14 protein-coding genes and 1 pseudogene are annotated in these 16,170 nt (G+C 69.9%); 9 read left to right on the top strand and 6 right to left on the bottom strand.

Annotation, left to right across the window (positions count from 1 at the left end; all coding sequences use genetic code 11):
- Positions 1 to 106 precede the first annotated feature (106 nt).
- Positions 107 to 2,068, top strand: a complete 1,962-nt coding sequence (locus Q0V34_RS10860) for a peptidylprolyl isomerase (RefSeq protein WP_297511617.1) — start codon at positions 107 to 109, stop codon at positions 2,066 to 2,068.
- Complete coding sequence (trpE, locus tag Q0V34_RS10855; protein ID WP_297511615.1) at positions 2,068 to 3,603, top strand: anthranilate synthase component I; 1,536 nt, start codon at positions 2,068 to 2,070, stop codon at positions 3,601 to 3,603. The genes Q0V34_RS10860 and trpE overlap by 1 nt, the downstream gene beginning before the upstream one ends.
- Before the next feature lie 16 nt (positions 3,604 to 3,619).
- Here the strand turns inward: trpE and Q0V34_RS10850 are convergent, their stop codons facing one another.
- On the bottom strand, positions 3,620 to 3,829 hold the full coding sequence (locus Q0V34_RS10850; protein WP_297511614.1) for a hypothetical protein: 210 nt from the start codon (positions 3,827 to 3,829) through the stop codon (positions 3,620 to 3,622).
- Positions 3,830 to 3,945: 116 nt separating this feature from the next.
- Here Q0V34_RS10850 and Q0V34_RS10845 point away from each other — a divergent pair, with 116 nt between their 5' ends.
- The 5 genes from Q0V34_RS10845 (at position 3,946) to lexA (ending at position 7,809) form a co-directional block, all read left to right on the top strand.
- Positions 3,946 to 4,542 (top strand): aminodeoxychorismate/anthranilate synthase component II, encoded by a 597-nt coding sequence (locus Q0V34_RS10845; protein WP_297511613.1) that lies wholly within the window; start codon positions 3,946 to 3,948, stop codon positions 4,540 to 4,542.
- Positions 4,543 to 4,544: 2 nt separating this feature from the next.
- Positions 4,545 to 5,570: an anthranilate phosphoribosyltransferase gene (trpD, locus tag Q0V34_RS10840; RefSeq protein ID WP_297511611.1), complete on the top strand. Its 1,026-nt coding sequence runs from the start codon at positions 4,545 to 4,547 to the stop codon at positions 5,568 to 5,570.
- Entirely contained in the window at positions 5,567 to 6,355 is a 789-nt protein-coding gene (gene trpC, locus Q0V34_RS10835; protein WP_297511610.1) for an indole-3-glycerol phosphate synthase TrpC, read from the top strand. Before trpD ends, trpC begins: the two co-directional genes overlap by 4 nt.
- 24 nt (positions 6,356 to 6,379) lie before the next feature.
- Positions 6,380 to 6,988 carry a lysophospholipid acyltransferase family protein gene (locus Q0V34_RS10830; RefSeq protein WP_297511608.1) on the top strand — a complete coding sequence of 203 codons (609 nt, stop codon included), beginning with the start codon at positions 6,380 to 6,382 and terminating at the stop codon, positions 6,986 to 6,988.
- A gap of 113 nt (positions 6,989 to 7,101) precedes the next feature.
- The gene (lexA, locus tag Q0V34_RS10825) at positions 7,102 to 7,809 is read left to right on the top strand and encodes a transcriptional repressor LexA (protein ID WP_297511606.1); all 708 of its coding nucleotides are present in this window, start codon (positions 7,102 to 7,104) and stop codon (positions 7,807 to 7,809) included.
- Positions 7,810 to 7,956: 147 nt separating this feature from the next.
- On the opposite strand, the pseudogene Q0V34_RS10820 reads toward lexA, so the two are convergent.
- The 3 genes and pseudogenes from Q0V34_RS10820 to Q0V34_RS10810 all read right to left on the bottom strand — a co-directional run.
- Positions 7,957 to 8,063: pseudogene (locus Q0V34_RS10820) on the bottom strand (hypothetical protein); the annotation flags it as partial.
- A 5-nt stretch (positions 8,064 to 8,068) separates the two neighbouring features.
- Complete coding sequence (locus Q0V34_RS10815; RefSeq protein WP_297511604.1) at positions 8,069 to 8,836, bottom strand: isocitrate lyase/phosphoenolpyruvate mutase family protein; 768 nt, start codon at positions 8,834 to 8,836, stop codon at positions 8,069 to 8,071.
- A 31-nt stretch (positions 8,837 to 8,867) separates the two neighbouring features.
- Complete coding sequence (locus Q0V34_RS10810; RefSeq protein ID WP_367272058.1) at positions 8,868 to 10,955, bottom strand: ComEC/Rec2 family competence protein; 2,088 nt, start codon at positions 10,953 to 10,955, stop codon at positions 8,868 to 8,870.
- 246 nt (positions 10,956 to 11,201) lie between these two features.
- Between Q0V34_RS10810 and gltX the strand changes: the two genes are divergently transcribed.
- Both gltX and gltA read left to right on the top strand, forming a co-directional pair.
- Entirely contained in the window at positions 11,202 to 12,614 is a 1,413-nt protein-coding gene (gltX, locus tag Q0V34_RS10805) for a glutamate--tRNA ligase (protein WP_297511602.1), read from the top strand.
- A gap of 68 nt (positions 12,615 to 12,682) precedes the next feature.
- Positions 12,683 to 13,963, top strand: coding sequence for a citrate synthase (gltA, locus tag Q0V34_RS10800; protein WP_297511600.1), 1,281 nt, complete (start codon positions 12,683 to 12,685; stop codon positions 13,961 to 13,963).
- Between the two features lie 52 nt (positions 13,964 to 14,015).
- On the opposite strand, the gene Q0V34_RS10795 is transcribed toward gltA, so the two are convergent.
- Both Q0V34_RS10795 and Q0V34_RS10790 read right to left on the bottom strand, forming a co-directional pair.
- On the bottom strand, positions 14,016 to 14,279 hold the full coding sequence (locus tag Q0V34_RS10795) for an EscU/YscU/HrcU family type III secretion system export apparatus switch protein (protein ID WP_297511598.1): 264 nt from the start codon (positions 14,277 to 14,279) through the stop codon (positions 14,016 to 14,018).
- The gene (locus Q0V34_RS10790) at positions 14,276 to 16,039 is read right to left on the bottom strand and encodes a flagellar hook-length control protein FliK (protein WP_297511596.1); all 1,764 of its coding nucleotides are present in this window, start codon (positions 16,037 to 16,039) and stop codon (positions 14,276 to 14,278) included. The genes Q0V34_RS10795 and Q0V34_RS10790 overlap by 4 nt, the downstream gene beginning before the upstream one ends.
- Between the last annotated feature and the right edge of the window lie 131 nt (positions 16,040 to 16,170).

The raw sequence follows: 16,170 nt of genomic DNA, 5'->3' as shown, positions 1-16,170 counted from the left end.
AGTCAAGCCCGCGCCGCTTGCCCCCGCGCCTTCGGCTCTACTATATCCGCTGCTCTCGACCGCCGCGTCCGTTCGCCGGCGGTCCGCCAGGAAGGTTCTCGTCACGATGCTCGCCGGTTTCCGCGCCTTCGCCAAATCGCCGTTCGCGGTGCTGCTGTTTGGCCTGCTGATCGTCAGCTTCGCCATCTTCGGCATCAGCGACGTGTTCAAGGGGCCGCGCGGCTCGGGCGTGATCAGCGCGGGGTCGCGCACCCTGTCGGCGCAGGACTTCAAGCTGCGCTTCGACAACTATCGCAAGGCGATGGAGCAGCGGAACGGCCAGGCCATCACGCCGGACCAGGCGGTGGAGACCGGCATCGACCGCCAGATCGTGCAGGAGCTGACGCTGCAGGAATCGATGGCCGCCGCCATCCACGACATGGGCGTCATTCCGTCGGACAAGCTGGTCGGCAAGATCGTGCGAGAGCAGATGAGCCAATTGCCGCCGGGCCAGCGTCCGTTCGATCCGATCACCGGCAAGTTCGACGCTAAGCTCTACACGGCCCTGCTGGGGCAGAACAATCTGACGCCGCAGACCTATGAGGCCTCGCTGCGCGACGAGATCGCCCAGACCCACTTCTTCTCCGCCGTCGCCGATGGCCTGAAGGCGCCGCGCATCTACGGCGCGATGCAGGCCGCGTACGAGATGGAAGGCCGCGACATCGCCGCCTTCGCGATCAATCCGGCGACGATCGAGCGTCCGGCTGCCCCGACCGACGCCCAGCTTACAGCGTTCATGAACGAGAACCGCGAGCGGCTGACGCGCCCCGAGACCCGCGTCCTGTCGATCATGCGCATCAGCGCCAAGGCGCTGGAGCCGAGCGTGACGCCCGATCCGGCCGCGATCCAGAAGGCCTTCGACTTCCGCAAGGACAGCCTGGCCAAGCCCGAGACGCGCTCGCTGATCCAGATCGTCGCGCCGGACGCCAAGGCCGCCGCCACGATTTCGCAGCGCCTGGCCAAGGGCGAGGACCCCGCCGAAGTCGCCAAGGCCTTCGGCCGCTCGCCGGTCGCCCTGGTCGACAAGCCCAAGAGCGCCGTGCCCGACCGCAAGGTCGCCGACGCCGCCTTCGGCTTGGCCGCCGGCCAGGTCAGCGGTCCGATCAATGGCGAGCTCGGCATTTCGGTGATCAAGATCACCAAGATCACGCCGGGGGTGACGGCGACGCTGGCCAGCGTGCGGCCGCAGATCGAGGCCGAGGTTCGCGCCCAGGCCGCCCAGAGCAAGGCCTACGACCAGACCCAGACCTATCAGGACGCCCATGACGGCGGGGCCGATCTTGTCGCCGCGGCGACCAAGGCCGGCGCCCTCGTCCAGACGACCGCGCCGATCACCGCCCAGGGCGCGGACCAGACCGGCCAGCCCGTCCCGGGCCTGACCCCGGACATGGTCAAGACCGCCTTCGGCCTGGGCCAAGGCGCCGAAAGCGATCTCATCGAAGCCGGCAAGGGCGAGTACTACGCCGTCAAGGTCGAGAAGGTGATCCCGGCCGCCATGCCGCCGCTGGCCGAGATCAAGCCGCTGCTGACCAATGTCTGGCTGGGTCAGGAAATGGCCAAGCGCCTGAAGGCCAAGGGCGAGGCCTTGGCCGCGCGCGTCAAGAAGGGCGAGACCATGGACGCCGTCGCGGCCTCGACCCAGTCGAAGGTGCAGCGCGTGGCCGGCCTGTCGCGCCAGAACATGCAGCAGCACATGGGCTTGGGCCGCGAGTTCCTGGGCGCCGCCTTCCAGGCCAAGCCCGGCGAGGTCTTCACCGCCCGCGCCGGTCAGCAGGGCGAGGCGTTCGTCGTCGCCAAGCTGGAAGCGGTTCGCGCCGCGCCGACGGCCGGCGTGGCCCAGATCGCCGTGCTGGCCCAGGGTCAGGTCGGCAACGGCCTGATGCGTGACCTGGGCGAAGCCTCGCGCGCCGCCGCCAAGGTTCAGCTGAAGACCAAGAGCAACCTGACCCTGGCCCGTCAGGCCATCGGGGTCGACACCGAGGCCTTGGCCAAGGCCCAAGCGGCCAAGGGCGGAAAGAAAGCCGAGTAATGAGCCTGGAGCCCGCGTACGACGTCTTCTCGGAAATCTACGACGCTGGACGGCCGCAGGTCGTCTGGACCCGCCTGATCGACGACCTCGAGACCCCGGTCTCGGCCTATCTGAAAATCGCCCAGGCGCGGCCTTATAGCTTCCTGTTCGAGAGCGTCGAGGGCGGGGCTTGGCGCGGTCGCTATTCGATCGTCACGCTCAATCCCGATCTCGTCTGGCGCTGTCGCGGCGACCAGGCCGAGATCGCCGAGGGCGAGGCCATCGCCGCCGGCCGCTTCACGCCCCAGCCGGACGGCGCGCTGGACAGTCTGCGCGACCTCGTGGCGAACGCGCGCATGGAACTGCCCAAGGGGCTGCCGCCCATGGCCGCCGGGGTGTTCGGGGCCCTGGGCTACGACCTTGTCCGCCTTGTCGAGCGCCTGCCCGACGTCAACGAGGACACCCTGGGCCTGCCGGACGGGATCATGACGCGGCCCTCGATCGTGGCGGTGTTCGACGCCATCGCCCAGGAGATCATCCTGACCACGGCGGTCCGGCCTCGGGCTGGCGTTTCGGCCAAGGACGCCCACGACGCCGCCCGCGCGCGCATCGAGGCGGTGATGGCCGACCTGCGCCGTCCCCTGGCCCATGAGGCGCCGCGCGCCCCGCGCGGTCCGATGGACTTCACGACGCCGGTCAGCCGCGCCGACTACGCCGAGGTCGTGGCCAAGGCCAAGGACTACATCGCCGCCGGCGACATCTTCCAGGTCGTGGCCAGCCACCGCTTCCGCGCGCCGTTCGACCTGCCGCCGTTCGCGCTGTACCGCTCGCTGCGGCGCACCAACCCCTCGCCGTTCCTGTTCTTCCTGAACCTGGACGGCTTCAATCTCGTCGGCTCCAGCCCCGAGATCCTGGTCCGCCTGCGCGACGGCAAGATCACCATCCGACCGATCGCCGGCACCCGTCCGCGCGGCGCCACGCCCGAGGAGGACGCCGCCCTGGAAGCCGAGCTGCTGGCCGACCCCAAGGAGCGCGCCGAGCATCTGATGCTGCTCGATCTGGGCCGCAACGACGTGGGCCGGGTGGCCATGCTGCGCGAACCGGGCCGCAACGCGCCGTCGGAGCGTCCGAAAGGTCCGAACGTCCGAGTGACCGAGAGCTTCACGATCGAGCGCTACAGCCACGTGATGCACATCGTCTCGAACGTGGAAGGGACGGCGCCCGAGGGCGTCGATCCGGTCGACGTGCTGATGGCCGCCCTGCCCGCCGGCACCCTGTCGGGCGCGCCCAAGGTGCGGGCGATGGAGATCATCGACGAGCTTGAGGTCGAAAAGCGCGGCATCGGCTATGCCGGCGCGGTCGGCTATTTCGGCGCGGACGGCGCGGTCGACACCTGCATCGTGCTGCGCACGGCTCTGGTCAAGGACGGCATGATGTACGTCCAGGCCGGCGGCGGCATCGTCGCCGACAGCGATCCGGACGCCGAGTACGACGAGACCCTCCACAAGTCCCGCGCCCTGAAGCGCGCGGCCGAGGAGGCCTGGCGGTTCGGCTGAGCCTTAGGGCTGATTGCTACGGTCCGCCGAGGCGATCTTCCGGCAGATGCTGGGTCACCGCCGGCGGCGCCAGCACCATCACGGTGGCGAAGCTGATCGCGCAGACCGCCGCGAACGCCGCCGCGGCCAGGACGGGTCCGATCTTATGGACGCGCGTTCTGGGTCGCAGCAGCGCCCGAACATAGGCGATGGCGACGGGATCGAGGGCGGAATCACGGGGTTCCATCCGCCAAGCATGCCTAAGCGCCGCGACCGTTGTCACCGTCCCTGAAGGCTCCGCGCGAAAATGCCGCTACACATCGGATTACCGCGCGCTAGAACGACGCTGCGAAAGGCGGCCTCATGATCCTGGTCATCGATAACTACGACAGCTTCACCTACAACCTCGTCCACTATCTGAACGAGCTGGGCGCGGAGACGGTGGTCTACCGCAACGACGCCCTGACCGTGCAGGAGGCGCTGGGGCTGAAGCCGCAGGCCGTGCTGCTGTCGCCCGGCCCCAAGGCCCCGGACCAGGCCGGGATCTGCCTGCCACTGCTGCGCGGCGCGCCCGAGGACCTGCCGATCCTGGGCGTGTGCCTGGGCCACCAGGCCATCGGTCAGGCGTATGGCGGCGAGGTGATCCGCGCCAAGCAGGTGATGCACGGCAAGGTCAGCAAGGTCCGCCACGACGACAAGGGCGTCTTCAAGGGCCTGCCCAACCCGTTCACCGCCACGCGCTACCACTCGCTGGCCGTCCGGCGAGAGGATCTGCCGCCCGAGCTGGAGGTCACCGCCTGGACCGACGACGGCGAGATCATGGGCGTGCAGCACCGCACCCGGCCGGTGTTCGGCGTCCAGTTCCACCCCGAATCGATCGCCACCGAAGGCGGCCACCAGCTGCTGGCCAATTTCATGGACCTGGCCAAGGTCCAGCGCGACGCGGCGATCTGGGTCTAGCCATGTCCGACGCCTTCAAGCCGCTGCTGGCCAAGCTGGCCGACGGTCAGACCCTGGGCGACGAGGACGCCGAGGTGTTCTTCGCCGCCTGCCTGCGCGGCGAGCCGACCCCGGCCCAGGTGGCCGCCGCCGTCACGGCCATGCGCCTGCGCGGCGAGACCGTGGGCGAGATCGCCGCCTGCGCCCGCGCCATGCGCCGCGCGGCCGTGCGGCTGGAGCATCCCTACGACGTCATCGACGTCTGCGGCACCGGCGGCGATGGCCTGCACACGCTGAACATCTCGACGGCGGTCGGCTTCGTGGCCGCCGGCGGCGGACTGAAGGTCGCCAAGCACGGCAACCGCGCCATCACCTCCAAGTCGGGCACGGCGGACGTTCTCACCGCGCTGGGCGTCAATATCGACGCCAGCCGCGAGCAGCAGCGCCGGGCGCTGGACGAGGCCGGCATCTGCTTCCTGTTCGCCCAGGCCCATCACGGGGCGATGAAGCACGTCTCGCCGATCCGTCAGCAACTGGGCTTCCGGACGATCTTCAACCTGCTGGGCCCCCTCACCAATCCGGCCGGCGCCAAGCGACAGGTGGTGGGGGTGTCGGCGCCCCGCTTCGTTGAGCCGATCGCAAAGGCCCTGGGCGCGCTGGGCGCCGAGCGGGCCTGGTCGGTGCATGGCTCGGGCATGGACGAGCTGACCACCACGGGCGAGACCGAGGTCGCCGAATGGCGCGAAGGCCGCCTGCGGCTCTTCACCATCACCCCCGAGGCCGTGGGCCTGCCCCGGGCCTCGCTGGCCGACCTGACCGGCGGCGATCCGGCCTTCAACGCCGCGGCCCTGACGCGGCTGCTGGACGGCGAGAAGGGCCCCTATCGCGACATCGTGCTGCTGAACGCCGCCGCCGCCTTCCTGGTCGCCGACAAGGTCGAGACCCTGGCCGAGGGCGTCGACCTGGCCGCCGACATCATCGACGAAGGCCGCGCCAAGGCCGCCCTGGACGGCCTGGTGGCCGCCACCAACACGGAACTTCCCGCGTGACCGATATCCTGGCCAAGATCGCCGCCTACAAGCGTGAGGACGTCGCCGCCCGCAAGGTCGCGCGCGCGCAAGCCGAGGTCGACGCCGCCGCCAAGGCCGCCTCCCCGCCGCGCGGCTTCAAGGCCGCCCTGGAGGCCAAGCACGCGCCCGGCAAGCTGTCCCTGATCGCCGAGATCAAGAAGGCCTCGCCGTCCAAGGGCCTGATCCGCGAGGACTTCGATCCGCCCATTCTGGCCAAGGCCTACGAAGCCGGCGGCGCGGCGTGCCTCTCGGTGCTGACCGACGGCCCAAGCTTCCAGGGCGCCGACGACTATCTCGTGGCCGCCCGCGCGGCGACGGCCCTGCCCTGCATCCGCAAGGACTTCCTGGTCGATCCCTGGCAGGTGGCCGAGAGCCGCGCTCTGGGCGCTGACGCCATACTCGTCATCCTGGCCATGATCGACGACACGCTGGCGGCCGAGTTGATGTCGGAAGCCAGGAGCCTGGGCATGGACGCCCTGGTCGAGGTGCATGACGAAGCCGAGATGGCGCGGGCCGGGGCGCTTGGATCCGACCTCGTCGGGATCAACAACCGCGACCTGAAGAGCTTCGTCGTCGACCTGGCCGTGACCGAACGGCTGGCGGTCCAGGCGCCGAAAGGCGCGCTGCTGGTCACCGAGAGCGGTCTCTTCACCCACGACGACGTCACGCGCATGGAAGCGGCTGGCGCCAAGGCCATGCTGGTCGGCGAAAGCCTGATGCGACAACCCGACGTGACGGCGGCCACGAAAACCCTGCTAGGCTAAGCTTCGAGTCTACTCGGAGAACACATGCACTGGCTCGCCCACGTGGTGAAATGGGGTCTCGCCACGCACTTCAAGCTGCGCGGCTGGCGGATCGAAGGCGCGCCGCCGGAGACGCGGAAGTTCGTGATCATAGCCGCGCCGCACACCAGCAACTGGGACTTCGTCTATTTCGTCGGCGCGGCCGACGCGCTGAACCTCAATCTGAGCTTCATCGGCAAGGCATCGCTGTTCAAGCCGCCGTTCGACCAGATGATGCGGGACCTGGGTGGGATCCCGCTGGATCGCGAGCGCTCGAAGGACATGGTCAAGGCCATGGTCGAGGAATTCGCCAAGCGCGACCAGTTCATGCTGACGATCGCGCCGGAGGGCACGCGGGGCAAGGCGCGGCAGTGGAAGACGGGCTTCTACCATATCGCCATGGGCGCCCGCGTGCCGATGGTCCTGGGCCTGATGGATTACCGCCGCAAGGTGGTCGGTCTCGGGCCCGCGCTCTACCCGACCGGCGACTACGAATCGGACATGCGCCGAATCGCCAGCTTCTACGAGACCTGCACGCCCAAGTTCCCCGAGTTGGCGACGCGGTTCGAGGATATCGAAAAGCCGTCCGTCGCGGCGCCGCCCAACGCGGCTTGAGCCTTGGGGCCGGATGAACACAGCGCGAACAGCGTCAACTTGACATTAACGAAGAACGCCTAGAGAACATGACCAAGGTTTGCGGTTTGTTCCGCGCTCCAGCCGAGGTCGCCATGCTCACCCGTAAGCAGCACGAACTGCTGATGTTCATCCACGAGCGGATCAAGGAGACCGGCGTCTCCCCGTCGTTCGACGAGATGAAGGAGGCCCTGGACCTGGCGTCGAAGTCGGGCATCCATCGCCTGATCACGGCGCTTGAGGAGCGCGGCTTCATCCGTCGCCTGGCTCACCGGGCGCGGGCGCTGGAGGTGGTGAAGCTGCCGCAGCAGGCCACGACGGCGGCGCCGCCCAAGGGGCGCGGGGCTTTCCGACCGCAGGTTCTGGAAGGGGGCGGCGCGACGGCCTCGTCGTCCGCGCCCGTCGGAGCGCCCGCCAACGATAGTCGCGAACTGCCGATCCTGGGCCGCATCGCCGCCGGTACGCCGATCGACGCCATCCAGCACGAGCGCGAACGCCTGCCGGTGCCCGAGACCATGCTAGGCGCTGGCGAACACTATGTCCTCGAGGTGCAGGGGGACTCGATGATCGAGGCCGGCATCCTCGATGGCGACTATGTGATCATCAAGAAGGGCGACACCGCCACGTCGGGCGAGATCGTCGTCGCCTTGGTCGGAGAGGAAGCCACGCTGAAGCGCCTGCGCAAGAAGGGCGGCTCGATCGCTCTGGAAGCGGCCAATCCGAAGTACGAGACCCGCATCTTCGGCCCCGACCAGGTCGAGGTGCAGGGCAAGCTGGTGGGCCTGATCCGGCGATACCACTAGATCGCGCTCGATCCTCGGTTTCGGGAGGAGCCCGGTCATGCTGGCCGGGCTCTTGTTCTTTTTGCGGTGTCCATGTTGAGCGTGGAGGCGAGTCCGGATGGAAATCCTCGTCCCCGCGGGTCCGGCGGCGCCGGCCCGAGGACATGCTTCGACAAGCTCAGGATGAGGATTTTGCGCCTGCGGGGCCGACAGTCGTCCTCACCCTGAGCTTGTCGAAGGGCGAGGACGGTTCCCGAGAGGCGTCCAACACTCAACGAGGTTAGGCGCGCGGCATAAGACGCCCCTCCTCCGCCAGACGCCTGGCGGCCGCGTCGAAGCCCGCCCAGGCCGCCGCCGCCAGCGCGCCGCCGGTGCTGACCCGCCGCACGCCCAGCGCGCCGAGGGTCTCGACCGACATCTCGGGTCCCCACAAGAGAACATTGACCGGCTTGGGCGCCACGGCCTGGACGATCGCCTCGATCTCGTCGGGATCGCTGACGCCCGGGGCATAGAGGCAGTCGGCCCCGGCGGCGGCATAGGCCCGCAGGCGCTCCAGCGTCGGCGCCAGGTCCTTCATCCCACGCAAATAGCCCTCGGTCCGGCCGATCAGCAGGACGTCCTGCCCCGTCGCGTCGATCGCGGCGCGGGCCGCCCTCAGGCGCTCGACCGCGACCGGGAGATCATAGAGCGCCTGGCCCGACCAGTCCTCGATCGACAGCCCGGCGACACCGGCCTCGACCGCCAGGGCGACATTCTCGACGACGCCCTCCGGCGTCTCGGCGAAGCCGTCCTCGAAGTCGGCGTTCACCGGCAGATCCGTGCCCGCGCAGAGCATGCGCAGATGCGCGATCGCCTCGTCGCGCGTGATCTGGCCGTCGTCCTTGCCGAGCGCCCAGGCCGCTCCGGCGCTGGTCGAGGCCAGGGCCTTGAAGCCCAGCTTGGCCAGCCGCTTGGCGCTTCCGGCGTCCCACGGGTTGGGCAGCGCGAAACAGCCCTCGGCGTGCAGGGCGCGGAAGGCCGCGCGGCGGGCGGCGAACGGGTTCGGCATGCGAGGCTCCTCGGGACGGGCGCGACAAGACCTAGCGGTCGCTCGTGACATCGCCTGTCAGCATACGGCTCCACGGACGGTCGCCGCGCAAGGGTTGGGCCCAGACGACGCGCCAGCCGTCGGGCCGTCGATAAAGCTCGGCCGCGCCGCCCCGGGCGAAGTCCTCGCCGGTCAGCAGCACCGTGTCGGCGCACAGCGGCGGCGTCCGCGTCGGCGCGGCCGCGCGCACCACCACGACCTCGGCCCGAACGCAAAGGCCAGACAGGGTCTCGGCATCGGGCGTCTTGCGGCTCCAGGCCAGGGCCAGCCGCGCCGGAGCGCCCGGTCGCGGCGCGCAGGTTCGGCGATCGCAGGCATAGAGCGCCGAAGCCGACGGAATCAGGCCGCGCCGCCGCGCCCAGAGCTCGGCCCCGAACCGCTTGGCGTCCGCCCGCAGCAGCACCGCCGCGTCGCCGGCGCGGACGGCGGCGGTCACGCCGTCGGCGGCGATCCACGCGTCCGGCGGCGCGGGTCTCGGCCACAGCGCCACCGATAGGGCCAGGGGCGCGCCGATCCAGCGCAGACGGCCGCGCCACAGGCACAGGATCATCAGCCCCAGGAACGCGACGACCAAAGCCTGAGACGGGGCGCTGGCCACGATCTGTTGAGCGCCGTGCGCGCTGGCGAAGCGGCTGGCGATCGCCACCATCGAGTCGACGCCCCAGCCCGCGACCTTCAGGAAGGGGCCGCCGAGCCCAAAGGCCTCCAACACCGTCCCGACCGCCAGAAACGGCATGATGACGAAGGATGACAGCGGCTCGACCGCCAGATTGGCCGGCAAGCCCCAGACCGCGACACGATTGAAGTGCTGCATGGCGAACGGCGCGGTCGCGAGACCGGCCACCAGGCTCGCCGCGACGCTGGCGGCCAGCCAGGTCAGGGCGGCCTGGGGCCAGCGGATCCACCAGGGTGTCGAGATCTCGCGCACGGGCGTCGGCCAGGCCTCGGCCAAGGCCACAAGAGCCGCCGTGGCCGCGAAGGACATCTGGAAGCCCGGCTCGGCCGCCGTCTCGGGCATCAAGGCCAGGATCACCAGGGCCGCGACGGCGAGGCCATGAAGCGTTATGGCCCGCCGGTCGAAAAGGATGGCTAGGAAGGCGACGCTGGCGGTGATCGCCGAGCGCTCGGCCGGGGGCGGCGCGCCGGAGATGACGAGATAGGCCAGCACCGCCGCGAGGCCCGCGACCGCGGCCAGCTTCTTGCCCGGGGCGCGCAAGGCCAGCCACGGCCAGGCGGCGATGAGCAGGCGCGCGCCGCCGAACACGAAGCCGCCGACGATCGCCATGTGCAGGCCCGAGATCGACAGGATGTGGGCCAGGCCCGAGGCGCGCATGGCGTCGGTCTGAGCACTGGTGATCCACGCCTCGTGGCCGGTGACCATCGCCGCGCCGATGCCGCCGCTGGTCGGCCCCATGCGCGCCACCAGGCGCTGCGCGAGCCGCCAGCGAAACGCGTTCACCGCCATGGTCAGGCGCAGCCGGAGCGGCGGCTGATCGAGGCGCGTGGCGGCGACGTCGCCGATCACGAAGCCGACCCCGCCGATCGAGTCGAACCAGGCGTCGCGCGCGAAGTCGTAGGAGCCCGGCGCGGCGGGCGGCGGCGGCGGGCCGAGCATGGCCTTCAGACGCAACGCCTGCCCCGGCGCCGGCGGCGGGACGTCGCCGATCGTCACGCGGATCCGCGTGGGCGTCCGTTCGGGCGCGAGGCCAGAGATCGTCACCGGCGCGATCACAAGACGCTGGCCGCCCGCCCCCGGGCTGGCGACATCCACGACGAACCCCTCGACGCGCCGGACGATGCGTTCGCCGCTGATAATCGGCGCGGCGACCCGATCGCCGCGGATCTTGGCGGCCAGGCCGCCGGCGGCCGCGAAGCTTGCCAGGGTGACCAGCACCAACGCCCATCTGGGGGCGCTCCATCTCAGGCACGCCCATCGAAAAGCGACCAGCGCCGCCACGCTGGCCGCCAGCGCCCAGAGGCTGGGTTCGGACCGCGCCTCCAGATAGGCCGAGGCGCCGAGGCCGAAGGCGACCGGCGCCCACAGAAAGTCCCGCTCCAGGTTCCGGCGCAGCTCCGCCAGCGCCCAGACCCGGAAATCGCGCCATGGCGGATCATCAGCGGCCGCTTCCGACGACGACGCTACCGGGATCTCGGTCGCTAACACCTAGAAACCGTTGAATTTTCGTTGGAGACGCCAACTTCGCCGCAAGGCCGAAAACCGCTAGGCCCGGCGCGAAGCGGCATGCTAAGACGCGCCGCCCAAGCCGCCTCGCGGCCCGTGCTTTCCCGCGCGCTTCCGGCGCGCCATCCCGCAGCCTTGAAGTCCATGTCGAACCCCATTTCCTCCGGCGTTGTCACGCGCTTCGCCCCCTCGCCCACCGGTTTCCTGCATATCGGCGGCGCGCGCACCGCGCTGTTCAACTGGTTATATGCTCGCCATACGGGAGGAAAGTTCCTTGTTCGCGTCGAGGACACGGATCGGGAGCGATCGACCGAGGCGGCCGTGGCGGCCATCTTCGAGGGCCTGGACTGGCTGGGCCTGAAGTCCGACGACGCGGTGATCTTCCAGCACACCCGCGCGCCGCGCCACGTCGAGGTGGTGCATGAGCTGCTGGCCAAGGGCCGCGCCTATCGCTGCTGGATGACCGTCGAGGAGCTGGAAGTCGCCCGCGAGAAGGCCCGCGCCGAGGGCCGCGCCATCCGCTCCCCCTGGCGCGACGCGCCCGAAGGCGATCTGTCGGCGCCGCACGTGATCCGCTTCAAGGGGCCGCTGGACGGCGAGACCCTGGTCGACGACCTGGTCAAGGGCCCGGTGACCTTCCGCAATATCGAGCTCGACGATCTGGTCCTGCTGCGGGCCGACGGCGCGCCGACCTACAATCTGGCGGTCGTGGTCGACGACCACGACATGGGCGTGACCCATGTGATCCGAGGCGACGACCACCTGAACAACGCCGCCCGCCAGACCCTGATCTATCAGGCGATGGACTGGGCCGTGCCGGCCTTCGCGCACATCCCGCTGATCCACGGTCCGGATGGCGCCAAGCTGTCCAAGCGCCACGGTGCCCAGGCGGTCGGCGAGTTCGCCGATCTTGGCTACATCCCCGAGGGTATGCGCAACTATCTGGCGCGCCTGGGCTGGGGCCACGGCGACGACGAGGTGTTCACCGACGAGCAGGCGATCGGCTGGTTCGACGTGGCCGACGTGGTCAAGGCGCCCGCGCGCCTGGACTGGGCCAAGCTGAACCACATCAACGCCCAGCACCTGCGCAAGGCCGACGACGGGCGCCTGACCGATCTGGCCCTGGCCGCCGCCGAGAAGCGTGGCGAGCCCCTGCCCTCCGACGCGCGCGAGCGGATCGCCCGGACCGTCCCCGAGGTCAAGGAAGGCGCCAAGACCATCCTCGAACTGGTCGATCACTGTGCGTTCGCGCTGAAGACCCGCCCGCTCGCCCTGGAGGAGAAGACCCTCAAACAGCTGACCGATGAAACCGTCGAGCGTCTCAAGCGCTTGCGTGATCAGCTGGCGAACGCGCCGTCCTTCGACGCCGCCGCTCTGGAGACGGTATTGAAATCGTTCGCGGAATCCGAGGGCGTCGGCTTCGGCAAGTTCGGCCCCGCGCTGCGGGGGATCCTGACCGGCGGCGCGCCGGCGCCGGATCTGAACAGGACCATGGCCGCGCTCGCCCGCGAAGAGAGTTTGGGGCGCCTTGACGACGCCCTGGCTACGCGCGCATGAGGCGCTATAACGCGCCTGCGAAATGCCAAGGTTGGACTGCTCGCTCCAATTATGAAGGGGTCTAGGGAATGACCGATAAAGCCACGCTGACGATCGGCGACAAGAGCTACGACCTGCCGATCCTCAAGGGCAGCACGGGTCCGGACGTTCTGGACATCCGGAAGGTCTACGCCGAAAGCGACCATTTCACCTTCGATCCGGGCTTCACCTCGACGGCGTCCTGCGAAAGCAAGATCACCTATATCGACGGCGACGCCGGCGTTCTGCTGCACCGCGGCTATCCGATCGACCAGCTGGCCGAGAAGTCCTCGTTCCTCGAGGTCTGCTATCTGCTGCTGAACGGCGAACTGCCCAAGGCCGACGAGTTCGCCAAGTTCGAGCACAACATCACCTATCACACGATGTTGCACGCCCAGTTCGATCGCTTCTTCGAGGGCTTCCGTCGCGACGCCCACCCGATGGCGGTGATGACCGGCGCCGTCGGCGCCCTGTCGGCCTTCTATTCGGACAGCATCAATGTCGACGATCCGCGCGAGCGGGAGATCAGCGCCCACCGCCTGATCGCCAAGATGCCGACGATCGCCGCCCGCGCCTACAAGTACACGGTCGGTCAGCCGTTCGTGTCGCCGCGCAACGACCTGTCCTATTCGGAAAACTTCCTGCGCATGTGCTTCGCCGTGCCGGCCGAGGACTGGAAGCCGAACCCGGTGCTGACCCGCGCCATGGACCGGATCTTCATCCTGCACGCCGACCACGAACAGAACGCCTCGACCTCGACCGTCCGCCTGGCCGGCTCGTCGGGCGCGCACCCGTTCGCCTGCATCGCCGCCGGCATCGCCTGCCTGTGGGGCCCGTCGCATGGCGGCGCCAATCAGGAAGCGCTCGAGATGCTGGAGACCATCGGTTCGGTCGACAACATCAAGGACTATGTCCAGGGCGTGAAGGACCGGAAGTACAAGCTGATGGGCTTCGGCCACCGCGTGTACAAGAACTTCGACCCGCGCGCGAAGGTCATGCAGAAGACCGCGCACGAGGTCCTGGGCCAGCTGGGCCACAACAACGACCCGCTGCTGAACGTCGCCCAGGAGCTGGAAAAGGTCGCCCTTAACGATCCGTACTTCGTCGACCGCAAGCTCTATCCGAACATCGACTTCTATTCGGGCATCACCCTGCGGGCGATGGGTTTCCCGACCAACATGTTCACCGTGCTGTTCGCCCTGGCCCGCACCGTCGGCTGGATCAGCCAGTGGAAGGAAATGTTCGAGGATCCGACCCGCAAGATCGGCCGTCCGCGCCAGCTCTATACCGGCGCCACGCACCGCGACTACGTGCCGGTCGAGAGCCGCTAAGGCGAACGACGCGACCACGGATCAGGCCCCGCTTCGGCGGGGCCTTTTTTGTTCAGGGTTTTAGCAGGAAGCTCAACACCTCGGCGACGGCGCGATACAGCGCCTCGGGGATCTCCTCGTCGATCTCGATCGTCGACAGGGCCTGAGCCAGAACCGGGTCCTCCTCGATCGGCACCCCGTGCTCGCGGGCCGTCTCGATGATCTTCTCGCCGACCCAGCCTTGGCCCGAGGCCACGACCTTTGGCGCGTTCGGGTCCTCATACAGCAAGGCCACCGCGAGGCGCGGGCGGGCCGAGGGTCCGGTGACGCCGCTCATGAGGCCTGATCCACGAAATGGCCCAGCGGACCGCCGCCGTCCGCGCTGGGCGGCGCGCCCGAATGGACGGCGACCTCCGGCGACAGCTCGGCCTCGCGCAACGCCGCGCCCAGGCTCTCCTCGCCGGCGCGAAGCCGCGCGATCGTCTCCGAACGCTCGGCCCACAAGGACACGCGTGTCCGGGCGCCGGTGAGCGTGACCAAGGCATGGACCGGACCCAAAGGCTCGACGTCGATCGAGAAGCGGGCGCGGTAGGTGCGCTCGACCGGAGCGGCGACGCCGCCGCCCGCGCCGCCGCCGTCGCGGCTGATCTCCATCTGCGCGACGGCGACACCCTGCGGCGTCACGAACGGCAGATCCAAGTTCAGTCGGGCGCCGGGGGATCTGGCCTCCGGCGCCTCGCCCTCATGGCGCGGCGTCTCCGGCAACGAGGCGATCTGCATCAGGGCCTGACGCGCCAAGGCCCCGCTGGCGCCTTTCAGCAGGCGGCGAACCAGCTCGACCAGGGGCAGATCAGCCGGCAGGTCCGGCGTCGCGGGCCTCTGGCCGAGCATCGGGCCACCCGCATAGGGCGGCGGCGGCGCCTTGGGCCGGGGCTCGGCCGTCGCCGCGCCGTAGGCCCTAGCGCCCCGCGTCTCGCCCTCGGCCGTCGGGACGCCATCGGAAAGCGGACGCGCGGCCTCTTCCGCCTCGATCAGGCCGAGTTGGACCACGGCGGGCAGCCCGGCGCGATCAGGCGAGGCGTGGGCGGCCGGCGGCCGGGGCGACGCCGTGAAGCCCGCGAACCGCGGCTCTAGGGGCTCGCCGACCGGCGAAGCGGCGACTGGTGAAGCGGCCTTCCGAGCGGGTTCCACATCATGCGCGAGCGGGCTCGGCGCGACGCTCGCGGGGGGCGGATGATCTCTCGAGGCCGGCGCCTCCGCGCGCGAGTCCTCGTCGACTTGGACGAGATCCTGGGTCGCTGGCGCCGGGCCGGGCGCGGTCTGGGCGGAAACCTGTCGCGCCGCGTCAGGCGCCATCGGGGCGGATGCATCGGCGGAGCGCGCCGCCAAGGCCGTCTCCGCCGCGGCCTGGACTTGGGCGGTCGGTTCCGGCGACGACGGCGAGATGGCGGGCGGCGCGGCGCGGACCAGCCACGCGGACAACGCGCTTCGGAAAACCAGAAGGCCCGCCTTCAAGTCGGCGGCGCGGGTTTCGCGCGGCGGCGCTTCGGCGGGCGATCCGACGGCCAGGCGCGCCATCCTCGCCTCCAGGAAGACGCCGGAGCGCGCGATGGCGCGACGCAACCCCAGCGGCGTGGCGATCTCGACCGCCGGCGGCGCCCGCGCCAGCAGGGCCTCGCCCTCCTGGCGAACCTCGGCCGGCGCATCCGGGCGCTCGACCAGGGCTCGAACATCGGCCATCAGCGGGGCGAGGCCCGCCTGGCGCGGGGCCGCCTCGGCGGCGGCCGCCTGGACGACGCGCGCCATTCGCGTTTCGGGCGCGGACCAGGACGGCGTCGTCCGCGCGGACGGCGCGCCCTTGGCCGGCGTATCGGCGGCGTGACCGGCGTCTTGGGCGGAGGCCTGACCGGCTTGGCCGACGGGCTTTTCCCCCTCGGCCGCGTCCGTCGCGCGGCCCACGATCTCGCCGAGACGGGCGGTCGCATCGGAAAGGGCCTGACGCGCGATCGCCTGAGCCAGCGCGGTCGCGCCCGCGGGCGTCCCCGCCGGCGTAGGCGGGATCATCGGGCTCAAGGGCGCGGTCGGGTCGATAGCCACGACGACGGCTCCGGGCGACAGGTGTCCGGAGGATGACCCCTCGTGCGTAAATCCCCGGTTAACCTTCGGCATAGGAGCCTAGCTGTCGAAGCTATGAAGGTTGTTCACCCGGAGGCGGGCTTGAACGAAGC

The organism is uncultured Caulobacter sp. (assembly GCF_947036865.1).
In the GTDB taxonomy this organism is placed as follows: domain Bacteria; phylum Pseudomonadota; class Alphaproteobacteria; order Caulobacterales; family Caulobacteraceae; genus Caulobacter.
The sequence above is the reverse complement of the archived record's forward strand: the minus strand, read 5'-3'. Positions and strand labels throughout refer to the sequence as shown.